The organism is Chryseobacterium suipulveris, assembly GCF_022811685.1.
Lineage (GTDB): Bacteria > Bacteroidota > Bacteroidia > Flavobacteriales > Weeksellaceae > Kaistella > Kaistella suipulveris.
The window spans coordinates 1,534,233-1,547,245 of the sequence record NZ_CP094532.1 but is presented as its reverse complement, the minus strand read 5'-3'; the positions used below and the strand labels follow the sequence as shown (position 1 = coordinate 1,547,245).

At 38.8% G+C, this 13,013-nt stretch carries 15 protein-coding genes and 1 tRNA gene; 6 read left to right on the top strand and 10 right to left on the bottom strand.

Annotation, left to right across the window (positions count from 1 at the left end; all coding sequences use genetic code 11):
- Nucleotides 1-9 precede the first annotated feature (9 nt).
- Genes MTP09_RS07385 through MTP09_RS07360 form a run of 6 tightly spaced genes read right to left on the bottom strand, consistent with a single transcriptional unit; the run spans nt 10 to nt 3,776 of the window.
- Nucleotides 10-354 carry a DUF4870 domain-containing protein gene (locus MTP09_RS07385; RefSeq protein ID WP_243547522.1) on the bottom strand — a complete coding sequence of 115 codons (345 nt, stop codon included), beginning with the start codon at nt 352-354 and terminating at the stop codon, nt 10-12.
- Nucleotides 355-367: 13 nt separating this feature from the next.
- Nucleotides 368-1,282 (bottom strand): hypothetical protein, encoded by a 915-nt coding sequence (locus MTP09_RS07380; protein WP_243547520.1) that lies wholly within the window; start codon nt 1,280-1,282, stop codon nt 368-370.
- A gap of 11 nt (nt 1,283-1,293) precedes the next feature.
- Nucleotides 1,294-1,941, bottom strand: a complete 648-nt coding sequence (locus tag MTP09_RS07375; RefSeq protein ID WP_243547518.1) for a hypothetical protein — start codon at nt 1,939-1,941, stop codon at nt 1,294-1,296.
- A gap of 11 nt (nt 1,942-1,952) precedes the next feature.
- Nucleotides 1,953-3,260, bottom strand: coding sequence for an OmpA family protein (locus tag MTP09_RS07370; protein WP_243547516.1), 1,308 nt, complete (start codon nt 3,258-3,260; stop codon nt 1,953-1,955).
- A gap of 10 nt (nt 3,261-3,270) precedes the next feature.
- Nucleotides 3,271-3,546 carry a T9SS type A sorting domain-containing protein gene (locus MTP09_RS07365; protein WP_243547514.1) on the bottom strand — a complete coding sequence of 92 codons (276 nt, stop codon included), beginning with the start codon at nt 3,544-3,546 and terminating at the stop codon, nt 3,271-3,273.
- Between the two features lie 38 nt (nt 3,547-3,584).
- Entirely contained in the window at nt 3,585-3,776 is a 192-nt protein-coding gene (locus MTP09_RS07360) for a hypothetical protein (RefSeq protein ID WP_243547512.1), read from the bottom strand.
- Nucleotides 3,777-3,888: 112 nt separating this feature from the next.
- On the opposite strand from MTP09_RS07360, the gene MTP09_RS07355 reads away from it, so the two are divergent.
- Together MTP09_RS07355 and MTP09_RS07350 are read left to right on the top strand one after the other, a co-directional pair.
- The gene (locus MTP09_RS07355) at nt 3,889-4,431 is read left to right on the top strand and encodes an RNA polymerase sigma factor (RefSeq protein WP_243547510.1); all 543 of its coding nucleotides are present in this window, start codon (nt 3,889-3,891) and stop codon (nt 4,429-4,431) included.
- A complete protein-coding gene (locus MTP09_RS07350; protein WP_243547508.1) occupies nt 4,431-5,129 on the top strand; it encodes a hypothetical protein in 699 nt (232 codons plus the stop codon). The genes MTP09_RS07355 and MTP09_RS07350 overlap by 1 nt, the downstream gene beginning before the upstream one ends.
- On the opposite strand, the gene MTP09_RS07345 is transcribed toward MTP09_RS07350, so the two are convergent.
- On the bottom strand, nt 5,126-7,555 hold the full coding sequence (locus MTP09_RS07345; RefSeq protein ID WP_243547506.1) for a CHAT domain-containing protein: 2,430 nt from the start codon (nt 7,553-7,555) through the stop codon (nt 5,126-5,128). The genes MTP09_RS07350 and MTP09_RS07345 overlap by 4 nt on opposite strands.
- A gap of 385 nt (nt 7,556-7,940) precedes the next feature.
- Nucleotides 7,941-8,162, bottom strand: a complete 222-nt coding sequence (locus MTP09_RS07340; RefSeq protein ID WP_243547505.1) for a hypothetical protein — start codon at nt 8,160-8,162, stop codon at nt 7,941-7,943.
- Nucleotides 8,163-8,560: 398 nt separating this feature from the next.
- Between MTP09_RS07340 and MTP09_RS07335 the strand changes: the two genes are divergently transcribed.
- On the top strand, nt 8,561-10,126 hold the full coding sequence (locus tag MTP09_RS07335) for a glycoside hydrolase family 10 protein (protein ID WP_243547503.1): 1,566 nt from the start codon (nt 8,561-8,563) through the stop codon (nt 10,124-10,126).
- A gap of 4 nt (nt 10,127-10,130) precedes the next feature.
- Here the strand turns inward: MTP09_RS07335 and MTP09_RS07330 are convergent, their stop codons facing one another.
- Nucleotides 10,131-10,823: a class I SAM-dependent methyltransferase gene (locus tag MTP09_RS07330; protein ID WP_243547501.1), complete on the bottom strand. Its 693-nt coding sequence runs from the start codon at nt 10,821-10,823 to the stop codon at nt 10,131-10,133.
- A 48-nt stretch (nt 10,824-10,871) separates the two neighbouring features.
- A tRNA-Met gene (locus MTP09_RS07325) sits at nt 10,872-10,944 on the bottom strand.
- A gap of 87 nt (nt 10,945-11,031) precedes the next feature.
- Between MTP09_RS07325 and MTP09_RS07320 the strand changes: the two genes are divergently transcribed.
- The 3 genes from MTP09_RS07320 (at nt 11,032) to MTP09_RS07310 (ending at nt 13,011) form a co-directional block, all read left to right on the top strand.
- On the top strand, nt 11,032-11,643 hold the full coding sequence (locus MTP09_RS07320; RefSeq protein ID WP_243547499.1) for an L-threonylcarbamoyladenylate synthase: 612 nt from the start codon (nt 11,032-11,034) through the stop codon (nt 11,641-11,643).
- Nucleotides 11,644-11,756: 113 nt separating this feature from the next.
- Nucleotides 11,757-12,515 carry a peroxide stress protein YaaA gene (gene yaaA / locus MTP09_RS07315; RefSeq protein ID WP_243547497.1) on the top strand — a complete coding sequence of 253 codons (759 nt, stop codon included), beginning with the start codon at nt 11,757-11,759 and terminating at the stop codon, nt 12,513-12,515.
- A gap of 100 nt (nt 12,516-12,615) precedes the next feature.
- Nucleotides 12,616-13,011: an acyl-CoA thioesterase gene (locus MTP09_RS07310; RefSeq protein WP_243547495.1), complete on the top strand. Its 396-nt coding sequence runs from the start codon at nt 12,616-12,618 to the stop codon at nt 13,009-13,011.
- Nucleotides 13,012-13,013 lie beyond the last annotated feature (2 nt).

The window sequence follows — 13,013 nt, the reverse complement described above, 5'->3', positions numbered from 1 at the left end:
TTTTGAAAATTATTGAATACCTGAAAACCATTTGTCATATAGATTGCCCATTACAGGCACAGGCAATTCTTTGCCGTTAATGGCATTGAGCAATCCTTTAATCCAAAGGACAAGGAGGACAAACATTCCAACGATACAGATTATCCAACCTAAGAGCGGAATGATGTTGATTAAGCTCAATGCTAATCCGGTACACATCAGCCCTAAACTCTGGCGGATATGAAAATTGGCATAGGCGTTTTTCTTTTCGGAGTTTTGCACAAACGCAACAATCAGCCCGATTAATGTGATGTAAGCAATAATGGCGGTGCTTTTACCATCTGCAATATTGCTATGCGATGTATTTGGTTCCATATTAATTATAGTTTTAGTCGTTTAAGCGGGGTACGTTAGGTTTGGGCTTATCTTCCAACCGTGGTACGTTGGGCTTTTTGTTATCTTCCAATCTTGGTACTTTGGGTTTTGGATTGTTGCCAGGTTCTACGGGAAGCAGGTCATCATTGGGGTTAATCGGGAGCAAATCATCTTCATTTCCTTTCGGCTTTACCGGCAATAAATCGTCATCGGCAAGCTCGTCATTTCCAAAAGGGTCTTCTGATTGTTTCGCTTTAACGAGTGTAAATATTACCGGAACTTTTCCTATACAAAGTTCTTTGGTAGGCACTTTTATTTCTATGGTATAAAATGTTTCTATTTTTTTCCGGTTCACGATGGTAATATTATAATACATCTTCATTCCGGCAGATTTACTGTTATTAAAATCGAGCAAGCCTTTGTAAGTATTATATCCAGTTTTTACCCATCGCATTTCGTTAGATGGAAAGAGCTGTGTCGGATTAAATGGATATTGAAAGTTGACAGTTCCGTTTCCGGCTGTTCCCGGCGTGATTTTGCTTCGGATGAATGAACCAATATTACCGATACCATAACAATCGTTTCCTGATGAAGCTCCGTATGATGCATTCCAAACACCATCTATGGGTTGCAGATAAGGATTGAATAGACCAATTTGTGTATAGCCGTCGCCTCCCCATTCTCTGTCAATATCTTCTCTTGATTTCTTTTCTAAATAAGTAATGACTTCGCCGTCTTTCTTCTTGCCCAATACGATGATGTCATCGGATTGTATATCCCTGCCAAAGTCCTTTTCAAACAAATCGGCTTCAAAATCTGAAAGTTCAAATGTACAGCCGCCGCCTTCCGAGCAGTTTGCGATGATTACTTTTTCGGCAAATGCCGATACTGAAATAAACATTGCAATGATTAAAAAATATGTTTTCATAACGAGTAGATTTAAGGGTTCAAAATAGCGTTTGTCAATTCAACTGATTTATCCTTTGCCAATGCCTCATTTTCGCCAAAGTTGGCAGTAAGGGTAAAGGCTGCATCTTTTGCCAATACGTGAAGTGCATTCATAGGAGTTTCCCAAAACGCCATTGTAGCTACGTTTTCGAGCTTTTCCGTTTTGCGCCTGTCTGCATAATCCGCAATGTATTTTGCTTCTATAATTCCTGTTTCTTTGTTGAAATGCTCCTGCTTTGCCATTTCATCTACTTGCACTTGCAACCCATCATTCGTACCGTAGTATTTCTCAAATTCTGCTACGGTCATCTTTTTTATAAAGCCTATGCTAAAACTGTTGTAATCATCAATCTCGTGTTTGCCGCCACCTATTTTTTTCTTTTTTCCGGTAGTCCAGCTATAAAGTACCCTGTATTGCCCTTGCTGGTTAACATTGCTTTCAACGTGTACTTTAATATTATCCGCAGGTATGTTTGCTATTTCGGCAACCATTTCTTTGGTAAGGATTTTTTGCAGGCTGTTTTGATTAGAAATAATTACTTCCGGATTAAAGTCATTGGGGATGCTCACGCTTTCGGTATTGCCACCGCAGGAAGCAAAAAGAAAGGATGCAATGAGTATTTTTATTGCGTTATTCATTACCACAATTTTTATAGTTTGATAAATTCAACCCGACGGTTCTGTGCTTTGCCCGAAGCGGTGTTATTTGAGGTTATTGGCTGTGTTTCTCCTTTACCATCTGTAATCAACCTTGAAGCATCTATCCCAAACTCTTTTACCAAAGCATTTTTTACCGAAGCGGCACGGCTTTGGGATAGTTTTAGGTTGGCTTCATCAGCACCGTCACTGTCCGTATATCCTACAATCAGAATATTTCCTGATGTGGCTCTAATAGCCTGTGCGGTATTGTTAAGCGTTGCCCAGCTTTCGGGCTTGATGCGGGAAGAATTTACATCAAAGTAAATGGAATTAGTGACGAATTTGCCTTCGAATTTCATTTCATTCGTGGCATTAGGCACGTTTCCGGCAATACGGATATTACTCAAATACATTCCATCTCCCCACATATTGGTGGAAAAGATAAGATTGTATTGTGCTTTTTTGGAAAGTCCATTCGCAAGATTAAGCATTTCTTTTCCGTTAAGATAAAGAGCAACTTGATTGCCGTTGCGGTAGATAGATACACGGTTTACTGCACCTGGGTTCCAGTTGGATTTAAAGGTATTCTCAAACAGCAGTTTTTTGCCGGACAGATTGGAATTGTACTCGGACTGTGCTGAAACATACACCACTTTTGTACTTCCGTGCGGATGCACATCCAGTTCTATTGAGGGCTCGGCAGCCCAATACATACTGTACTCGCTGCGGTCGTCCAGTACAACAAAATTTGTGCGGAAACCGCCCTCCATTTCAGACATCTTTTGCGGGTCGGCGTAGAGGTCAAACTCAAGAGTAAACTGCTCGGGTAGATTTTTAAAGCTGTTCGGGAATACAAATCCTTTTCGTGGCATTTTCAGCCAGTTTCCGCTTGCTGAAGATATAGTTCTTACACTTGGTTTCTCTACATCATCAGAAGGGTCGTATTCGTATAAATGCCAATTGGCATTGCCCGAACCTATTCTGGCAGTAGAGAAATCTTCATAGAACAATAAATTTTTCCCCGGAATAAACGTCGAGCCTTTATATTGGCTGTAATCTGTGTTCCCGCTTTGCGGACTGGTCTGCTGGTTGGTTTGGGGATTGTTGTTTTTAGCATCGGTCTGTTTATCCTTTTTCTTAAAGATATCGCCTATACCTTCTTCCACCTTTTCCAGGCCTTTGTCGACAACATCCCCGCTTTTATTTTCTATTTTTCTTTCTGCCGCATTTTTTGCTGCATTTTTTATCCGGTCAAAAATCTGCGCATTGCCAATAAATATACCAAACAATAGCAGTGATCCAAGTAATGTTTTTTTCATAACAATATTTTTATTTTTTAATGAATTTTTTGAGTTTCGTTTTTTGTCTGTTGGTAATTTTGAGATAATACATTCCCCATTCAAGGTTCTCCACATTTATTGAATTGCAATTCTTTTGCATTTTCAATAATCTTCCGCTTTGGTCGGTAACTTCTATTTTGTCTGCCTTTTCGGAAAGATTCAGGATGTCGGAAACGGGATTGGGATAAATTGTAATATCAGGTTTTTTATCAGTCGCTACCGAAAGAGCAGATGAATCTATACGGAAGGTCTTATCTCCATTCATAGTTCCATCAACAGATCCAATAAAGTAAACATCGCCGTTCAGTTCAAAAATTCGGCGGAAGATGATGAGCCAGTCCCCGGATTAATGTCGGCAATTATTCTAATCTGTAATGTTTCCAGATCTTTCCCGTTTATAATAACATCCGGACGAAAAGGAAAATCAGCGATCTGTGTAACCTGTGATGTTCCAGACAAAGAAAACAGGATAAAAAGCAGAGATAATTTTTTCATAAGAAAAATATTTATTTTGATTCATTATTTACAATTAGTGCAGAACATTCCGGAAAGTAAACATTGGCGGATTTTTTTTAGTTTTGTTTACTTCTAAAATATTTTTACACTAATGAGCAATGAGCAAGATCTCATCCGAAAACTAAAAGCAAAAGATAATGTTGCTCTGGAATTTTTTTATAAAGAAAACCGGTCTTCTTTTCTGCGGTTTTCCCAGCAGTTTAATTTGGAAGAGACGGAAGCGAAAGATATCTATCAGGATGCTGTGATTGCGGTATATGAAAATGCACAAAAAGGAAAGCTTGATAATCTGGAAGCAAAGCCCTCTACTTATCTTTTTTCTGTAGGAAAGTTTATGATTTTCCGGAGGCTGAAAAAGAAAAATACATTGTATGCAGACGGATCTCTTGATAAGATCATGGATCTTACAGATTGGGATTTTGATGATGGCAATAACGATACAGAGATCCTAAATCTGCAGGAAGCCTTTCTGAAATTGGGAAGTCAATGCAAAGAGGTTTTGAGATTGTTCTATTATGAAGAGAAAAATCTGGATGAAATTTTACATATCCTTAATTACAGTAGCAAAGATGTGCTGAAAAGTCAAAAATCCCGCTGTTTGAAAAAATTAAAAGAAATACTAAAAACAAAGTGATGGAAAAACAAAACCTGATAAACGCTTATTTCGAAGGTAGTCTAACTGATGAGCAATATTTGGAATTTCAGAAGCTTCTTAGATCCGATGCCGTTTTTTTGCAAGAATTTACATTTCACAAAAACCTGAAAAAAGCGATTATAGCAGAAGAAAGAGCCGCTCTTAAAAAACAGCTTGAATCTTTTGATAAAAAATCTCCTGCAAGAGCATTCCCAATGAAATGGATTGCTGTCGCAGCTTCATTCATTCTTTTGGTTACTTTGGGAAGCCTATTCTTTTATAATGAGAAGCCGAATTATGAAAAGCTGTACACGGAAAATTTCCGGGAATTCCCGAATCTTTCGCATCCTGTTGTAAGAAGTGGAACTGTAGAAAACGAGATCGATAAAGCTTTTTCGGTATATGATAAAAAAGATTATAAAAATGCGGTCGTATGGTTCTCAAAGATCGGGAACGATGAAGCTCTTTTTTACAAAGGGATTTCAGAAATGACCATAGGAAATCATCAAAACGCAGCCAGCGATTTTGCTAAAATCAATAAAGAAAATTTCCCGCTCAGAGAGCATCTTATCTGGTATGAAGCGTTAAATTATTTAAAAACCGGGAATGTGAAAAAAATAAAAGAGAATCTTAAATTACTGAAAAATAACGGGATTTATAAAGAAAAAGCGGCGGAATTGTTATCGGGTCTGGATTAAGTTTTTCTAATTTTACGATTAACCATCAAACCCAATAAAACTATAAAAACGATTCCTGAGAAAGTCCAGAGAACCCATTGATAACCATTCCCCGAAATCGGATCTGTATTTCCGTTCACGATAAATCCAGCCCAGAAATAGGGATGAACTTTCAACGGATTGTTTTTTATAAATTCACGTTTTGCATTCGCAAGTGCTTCATCTTTTTGCTGTCCTTTTTTTAGAAATTTGTAGAAATATCCCATTAATTCAGAGGTTTCCCTGTCCGGGATTTCCCATAAGCTGAAAACGTTGCTTTTGCTTCCTGCAAACATGAAAGCGTGAGAGATACTCATAATTCCTTCGCCGTTCTTCAAGTAGCCATTCCCTGTATTGCAAGCGCCTAAAACGACCATTTCAGCAGGAATATTTTCATTATAAAGCTCCTCGAAATAAAGCGGAACGTTATCCTGAAATAGTAGACAGGATCTTCGGAAGTTGTTCTCATCCAAAATAGAGTGCATCGAAAGATGAAGAATATTCGAAGTTTTGGCTTGCTTGTAAAAATTGGTTTTGTTAGCATCTTTGCCGGAAAATAATTTCCCAGAATATCGCGTAAGGATCTCTTGTGCTTCTTTTTTAGAAAACTTCAAAGACGGCGTTTCGAAACCATTAAATGAGGATCCTGCCTGATAAAAAGGGGTGAATACAGAAATCTTACTGTATGTTTTTCGTCTTTCAGAATATTTCATCTGCCAGAGAGCGAGAGAATAATGATAAGAAAGATCGAAATTTTCAGACAGATATTTTCCATTTTTTTGCAAAGATTCAAAAGGCAGATAATTCAGGAAGTCGTCGGAAATCAAGATGATCTTTTTGGCGGATATCTTCGGAAGAAGGATTTTTTTGAGTGCTTCGGAATTTTTCGGAAACTCCAGAGGCGTTTTAATTTTCCCGATAAAATCAGCCGTTAATTTTTTTATAGCATTGGTTTTTCCCAGTTTCAGCAATTCTATTTTCTCATTTTCGATCAATACTTGAAAAATATCTTCTGTGCCTACATAAAATTTCAAAATTTGATGGTCGTTTTCCAAATTGTTGACTATATTTTGAATGCCGTATTTGTCTTCGGTTAAGATCCGAAAACTTGCAGAAACATCATCCGGAATATTTCTCTTCCGAATGAATTCTTTATAAAGATGTTTAGAAGAATTACGCTCTATAAGACCGATAATTTCTGTTGTTTTGCCTTGGTTATTCGGGTATTTTTCAAAAGCAATATTCAGAAGTCCTTCCGCAATTTTAGTATGAAGACTATGCAACAAAGGGTTAAACTCGCCTTTGAGATAAAATTCCTGAAACATTTCTGATGAGATCAGAAATAAATTCTCCGCTTTTTGCAAATCGCTTTTGTTGTATTCTTTTTTGTATTTATTCAGAAAAATATGTCCCGAGGTAGCAAAAATATTGATGAAATAATTAGAATTGAGATCATTGAACTCCCTAAAATCCAAATCTTCTATTCTTGTTTGCTTTCCTGTTTTTTTCAGAATGATTTCCGTAATGTTCTTTTCGACAAGAATAGCTGCTTTCTGATATTCTCCCAAACCTGCAAAAGCCAATGCTTTCATCGTATTCAAAGAATAAATGCTGGAGTTGAAGTCTTTTTTCTGTTTTATCAAATCCAGAGATGAGTTGATATACATAAGCGCTTTTTCATATTTTCCCAGCTTCAGATAAGATGCTGCGATTTTGGAAAAGGCAATCATCCTATAATGCGGATAATTGGTTTTCAGAGCATAACTTGCTGATCTTTCCGAAGCGTTGATGCATTTTAAAAAATCCTGCTCATTGTAATAAAATCCTGCGATCTCTGAATAGCAGGAATTGATGTAATTTTGGTCTTCTTCAGTTGCGGAAGCAGTTTCTTTCAGGAAAATGTTCAGCATAGCAATGGCTTCGTCAGGTTTTTTATTCATCAAAGCAATAATGATCTGCATTTTTCTGAAGACTCTTCTTGCGTGTGGAAAATTTTTGTCTGTAGCAGGGATTTTTTTAACCATTTCCCGGAATTTCCTTTCTGTTCTGTCTAAGCCATTATGATCATTGTAGTTATTCTGGTAATAAAAAAGATCATTGTATGTAGAGATGATCTCGGCCTTCTCAAAAAGATTGGGCGACTTCTCCATTACTTCCAACGCTTTCTGCGTGTAATAAATTTCGTGTTTCTGATTGTAATTTCCGCTGGCGGAATAAGCGAGCTGAAAATAGGTTTTACCCAGCAGTTTCCTGTTTTTTATAAGCAGATTTTTATGATTTTTTAAAAGATTTTGCAATATTTTTTCTGCTGCTTTATAATCCTCACACTGGTTGAGTGCGGTTGCTTTATAATAGTAAAATTTTGCTTTCTGTAAAAGATTATCTTCCGGAATTTTATAGGAATCCATAACTGATAATACCTTTTCGCAATCTCCGTTTGAAATCATTTTTTCTAATTGTGAAAATAGAATAAAATTATTCTGCTGCGAAAAAACAGTAAATAGATTAAAAAACAGCAAATAAAAAATACAGAACCTGGAAAACATATTATAATGAATGCTTAAATATACAGAAAGAAAAGAATTAAAGTAATTGGTTTCGATGAAAATTCAAAATTTTGATTTTTGATCTGGTACGGAATCGGTAGAAAAAAGTGGAAACTTTCTATATCTATCTGTCAAATTTTTTTCGAACAAAAGTTAGGTTTTTCAGTTTAACGGCACGATATCTTTGCCTTTAAAGTTTAAAGGGATTTTAAGCCTCTATTTGGGTTGTAAAATCTATCATACAAAATCAAAACCTGAGACGAGGTAAATTCACAGCTCTGCTGGTTTTGAATCCGCTTTTGTTCAACTCATCCGCAATCTTCCCGTAACTGTTTCCGGCATTTCGTAATGAAACAATGAGGGCAGTTGCTTTCTGGTTATTCTCATTTTGAAGAGCCTTCAACCTCATCGCCTCGCTTCCCATTTTTCTGGCTTTGGCAGTTAAATTATGTGGAGTTCTCAATTTCACACCTTTGGCTTTGAGTTCCTGAAGTGCAGCAATGGTTCTTTTGCTGATGAGGTCAGAAGAATTGTTTGAAAATGAAGATGTTGTTTCTAGGGATTATTGGAGAATTAAACTTTATGAATCTTTAGTAGAAAAGATATAATTTCACTGCATATTTTCATAGATTAAATATTGATTAAGAGCCTGTTTAAATTTTACCAAATAAACCTGAATTTGTTTTCCCCAACCCTAAAAGGAGCAAATTCAGGTTTATTTGGAAGGAAATTTTCCTCCCTTTAGGGACGGGGTAAAGAAAATTTCCGATATAATTTTTTTTTGAATAAAATTTAAACAAGCTCTAAGTAATTGTGGCTGATCGGTCACAATTATTTTTTTATTTTATTTCCCCTATTTTTGCCTCCATGAACATCCGCAAACTCACCCTCACCATATTTTCAGGAATCTTAATCGCTTCCTGTGCTTCCCAAAAGAGCCAAGAACCAAGTAAAAAAAGCCAAGAGCCGAGAGTTGCGACGAAACCCGTTGTAAAACCGACTTCTGAGAACGCACAAACCAAGAAGCTTGTTCTTCCTGAAGTCAACCGCGAATTTCGTGCAGCGTGGATCGCGACGGTGGCAAATATCAACTGGCCATCGAAAAATAATCTTTCTACCGAACAGCAGAAGGCAGAAGCGGTGAGAATTCTGGATATGCTACAGAAAGCCAATTTCAATGCGGTGATTTTTCAGGCGCGACCTTCTGCGGATGCGCTGTACAAAAGTGATTTGGAACCTTGGTCTTATTTCCTGACTGGAAGTATCGGCAAATCTCCATCACCTTATTACGATCCTTTGGAATTCTGGATTTCCGAGGCGCACAAACGCGGGATGGAACTTCACGTGTGGCTGAATCCGTATCGCGCGCATCACACGACGGGAGGTGCAGTGACTTCGGAAAGTATGGCGAGCAAAATGAGGGAGCAAACCTACCGCCTCCGAAACGGGATGTACTGGATGGATCCTTCCGATCAGAAAACGCAGGATCATGTTTCGAATGTGATCAAGGACATTGTGAAACGCTACGACATCGATGCAATCCATATCGACGATTACTTTTATCCGTACAAAGAATACAACGGCGGTGCAGATTTCCCCGACTCAAAAACCTGGAACAGCTACAAAAATTCGGGTGGCCAACTTTCCAGAGCGGATTGGAGAAGAGCCAATGTGAATAAATTCATCAAGCGAATCCACGACGAGATCAAAAAAGAGAAATCGTATGTTCGGTTCGGGATCTCTCCTTTCGGAATCTGGAAACCCGGATTTCCTGCGGGAATTACCGGAAGTTCGCAGTACGACGAACTTTATGCCGATGCAAAACTTTGGCTTAATGAAGGTTGGTGCGATTATTATTCGCCACAGCTTTACTGGAAGGAAGGCGGACCGCAAAGTTTCTCCTCGCTCCTGAAATGGTGGAAAGACGAAAACATTAAGAACATTCATTTGTGGCCGGGTTTAAATACCGTGGGCGTAAAAGTTTCCGACAAACCCTCTGAAATTATGGGACAAATGAACACCATCCGACGAACGCTGCCGAAAAACACAGCAGGCGAAATCCATTACAGCATCGATGGATTGACGAAAAATCCGGCAATGCTGAATGCGGTGAAAAATCTGTACCGCGAAAAAGCGCTGGTTCCCGCTTCAACGTGGATTAAGACGGAACCCGTTCTGCAACCCGAACTCACAGCAAGAAAAAGCGGCAACAACGCCGAAATCCACTGGCTTTCCAGAAATCCGCAACAGCCAAAACATTTCATTCTTTATTCAAAATACGGCAACCGATGGGAAACCGAAATCCTGAATGGCGACGAACATTCATTGAAATTACCTTTGGTGAAATCCGGCGTCCATTTAACGGATCTTGCCTTAAAAGCGGTGGACAGATTAGGGAACGAAAGCGATTACGTGGCGGTGGAGATTCATTAGGATTTTAGGACTTACGTGACAGTTTTGCCAAATACTGGCTGTTTTCGTCCTCGAATAGAATCTCACAGTCAAATCCTGATTCGTTCGCGATTCGGATCATTGTTTCCTGATCCATATAAAGCCAGGTAAACCAATCGGTCAATTCTCCGCCATACTCGTACCGGAAGTTGATTTCGCCATAATATTCGTTGAACTGTCGCGCTCCGTCTTCATACATATAATCAACGTCGCAGGAATCAAAAATAATTTGTCCGCCATCACTTAATAGTGATTCAGATTTTTTTAGAAATCTTCTGAATCCATCGAGTGTTGAAGAAATTCCGACACCGTTCATCAGCAAAAGCAAAGTATCGAATTTTTCACCAGAGAATTTGAAATAATCTTCATTAATAACATTCTCTACTCCCCTGTCTTTAATGACTTCACAAGCGGAAGGAGAAATTTCGAGTGCGGCTACATCAGAACCTTTTTTCTGAAGTTCAAGAGCGTGGGAACCTGCAGCAGCACCGATATCGAGAATTTTTCCCCTCCAATTTTCCAAAGCAATCTTCTCCAATTCCGGCATTTTTGCAAAGCTTCTGAAATAATAGGAAACCGGCATCTCCACTTTCGGCCCGAAAGTATCGTGGATAAAAAGCTTCTTTTTGCTTTTGTTGAAATGGAAATCGTAAATGGCTTTTCCGGGAAGGTCGGTCATATTCTTAATGATAAAAAAAGAGAACCACTTTTGTGATTCTCTACTTAGTAGCGGGGACACGACTCGAACGTGCGACCTCCGGGTTATGAGCCCGACGAGCTACCTACTGCTCTACCCCGCGATATTGTGGTGCAAAGATACAAATTCTGTGCAAATCTGCAAATTTTTTCGGAAAATCTTTTGTCATAGAATTTTACTAAATTTGTGTATGGCTAAAATTCTGAAAATTTATCCCGATAACCCAAGAGAAGACCTTATTGACGAGGTGGTGAAAACCCTGAAAAATGGTGGACTGATTATTTATCCTTCAGACACGGTTTATGCTTTGGGCTGCAATATTTTCGATATCCGCGCGATGGAGAAACTGGCGCAACTGAAAAAAATCAAGCTCGAAAAAGCTCAGTTTTCCATTATCTGCAACGATTTGAGCCACCTCTCAGAATTTACGCGACCGATCGATACGGCGACTTTCAGATTTCTGAAGAACAGAATTCCGGGTCCTTTCACCTTTATTATGGAGGCCAACAAAAATCTTCCACTTGCCTACAAAGGAAACAAAACAGTCGGAATCCGCGTTCCAGACCACCCGATCCCCAAAATGATTGTGGAAAAGCTTGGACATCCGATTGCGTCAACTTCCATTAAAGACGACGATGAAGTAATCGAGTATTCCACCGATCCTGAACTGATTGCCGAGAAATACGACCACCTTGTCGATATCGTGATTGATTCCGGTTATGGTGATAATATTGCCTCTACTATTGTTGATTTAACTTCGGGTGAACCGGAGGTAATGAGACAGGGAAAAGGGGTGTTGTAGAAGAGCCAAGAACCAAGGAAAAAGAACCAAGACGAAAGGCAAAAGAAAAAAGAAACAAGATAAAAGGAAAAAGAAACAAGATAAAAGGAAAAAGAAACAAGATAAAAGTAGAAATGAAGATTATCACCTCGCCTGCAAAACTGATGAATATTGAAAATTCCACGGAATTTTTAAAAGCGACAACTCCAAAGTTCATCGAGGAAGCGGCATTTATTCAATCTTATTTAAAAGAAAAATCCCCAAAATATCTTTCTGAATTAATGGATATTTCGCCGAAATTGGCCGACGAAAACTGGGAAAGAAACCAAAAATGGAAGCCGAAACCTACCGCGAAAGATTCGGCTCCCGCAATGTTTGCATTTACCGGTGAAGTGTACCGCGGATTGGATGCCAATACACTTGATAAGGACGAAGTCGCCTATCTTCAGAAGAATTACAGAATGCTTTCCGGATTATACGGATTGCTAAAACCATCGGATAAAGTGATGCCTTACCGATTGGAAATGGGCAGAAATTTTGAGTTCGATCAATACCAAAACCTGTACGAATTCTGGCGCGAAAAAATCACGGAACAACTTAATTACGAGCTGAAAGCCAAAGACATCATCCTGAATCTCGCAAGTACAGAATATTTTAAAGTCCTTGACAAAAAGAAACTCAACGCCCCGGTTATCGATTTCGATTTTTATGAAATGAAAAGCGGAAAACCTAAAACCATCGTGGTTTACACCAAACACGCAAGAGGTTTGGTCGTGAGATTCTGCGCACAAACGAAGGCAAAAACGCTGAACGATGTAAAAGCGTTCAACCTCGAAGGTTACCGAATCGACGAATCGATGTCAACTAAGACAAAATTGGTTTTTACGCGGTAATACGTTTTAAGAAATATCAATTCCCACGAATCTAGATTAACCTGAAACTTGAAACTTGGAACCCGAAAATTGAAACCTCAAACCTCAAACCTCAAACTCCATGAATTACCATACCCGCAAATGGATCAAACCTGAAGACCTCAATCCGAACCACACGCTTTTCGGAGGGCGACTCCTTCAGTGGATTGACGAAGAAGCTGCACTGTATGCGATTGTACAATTGGAAACACCGAGATGTGTCACCAAATACATTTCTGAAATCAATTTTGTCAGTTCTGCAAAGCAGGGCGATATCATCGAGATCGGAATCGAGGCGACGGATTTTGGAAACACTTCCATCACCTTAACCTGCGAAGTTCGAAATATGATGACGCGGCAAACCATTATCACCATTGATAAAATCATCTTTGTCGGAGTAGACGAATCCGGAAAACCGACCCGTCACGGAAAAACGAAGATCGAGTTTGTAAAGGATCGGCTTAACGAAAATCAGTAGCT

Coding starts and splice junctions, on each gene's coding strand:
- MTP09_RS07385 (WP_243547522.1), bottom strand. CDS start 354: ATGGAACCAAATACATCGCATAGCAATATTGCAGATGGTAAAAGCACC.
- MTP09_RS07380 (WP_243547520.1), bottom strand. CDS start 1,282: ATGAAAACATATTTTTTAATCATTGCAATGTTTATTTCAGTATCGGCA.
- MTP09_RS07375 (WP_243547518.1), bottom strand. CDS start 1,941: ATGAATAACGCAATAAAAATACTCATTGCATCCTTTCTTTTTGCTTCC.
- MTP09_RS07370 (WP_243547516.1), bottom strand. CDS start 3,260: ATGAAAAAAACATTACTTGGATCACTGCTATTGTTTGGTATATTTATT.
- MTP09_RS07365 (WP_243547514.1), bottom strand. CDS start 3,546: ATGAATGGAGATAAGACCTTCCGTATAGATTCATCTGCTCTTTCGGTA.
- MTP09_RS07360 (WP_243547512.1), bottom strand. CDS start 3,776: ATGAAAAAATTATCTCTGCTTTTTATCCTGTTTTCTTTGTCTGGAACA.
- MTP09_RS07355 (WP_243547510.1), top strand. CDS start 3,889: ATGAGCAATGAGCAAGATCTCATCCGAAAACTAAAAGCAAAAGATAAT.
- MTP09_RS07350 (WP_243547508.1), top strand. CDS start 4,431: ATGGAAAAACAAAACCTGATAAACGCTTATTTCGAAGGTAGTCTAACT.
- MTP09_RS07345 (WP_243547506.1), bottom strand. CDS start 7,555: ATGGATTCCTATAAAATTCCGGAAGATAATCTTTTACAGAAAGCAAAA.
- MTP09_RS07335 (WP_243547503.1), top strand. CDS start 8,561: ATGAACATCCGCAAACTCACCCTCACCATATTTTCAGGAATCTTAATC.
- MTP09_RS07330 (WP_243547501.1), bottom strand. CDS start 10,823: ATGACCGACCTTCCCGGAAAAGCCATTTACGATTTCCATTTCAACAAA.
- MTP09_RS07320 (WP_243547499.1), top strand. CDS start 11,032: ATGGCTAAAATTCTGAAAATTTATCCCGATAACCCAAGAGAAGACCTT.
- yaaA (WP_243547497.1), top strand. CDS start 11,757: ATGAAGATTATCACCTCGCCTGCAAAACTGATGAATATTGAAAATTCC.
- MTP09_RS07310 (WP_243547495.1), top strand. CDS start 12,616: ATGAATTACCATACCCGCAAATGGATCAAACCTGAAGACCTCAATCCG.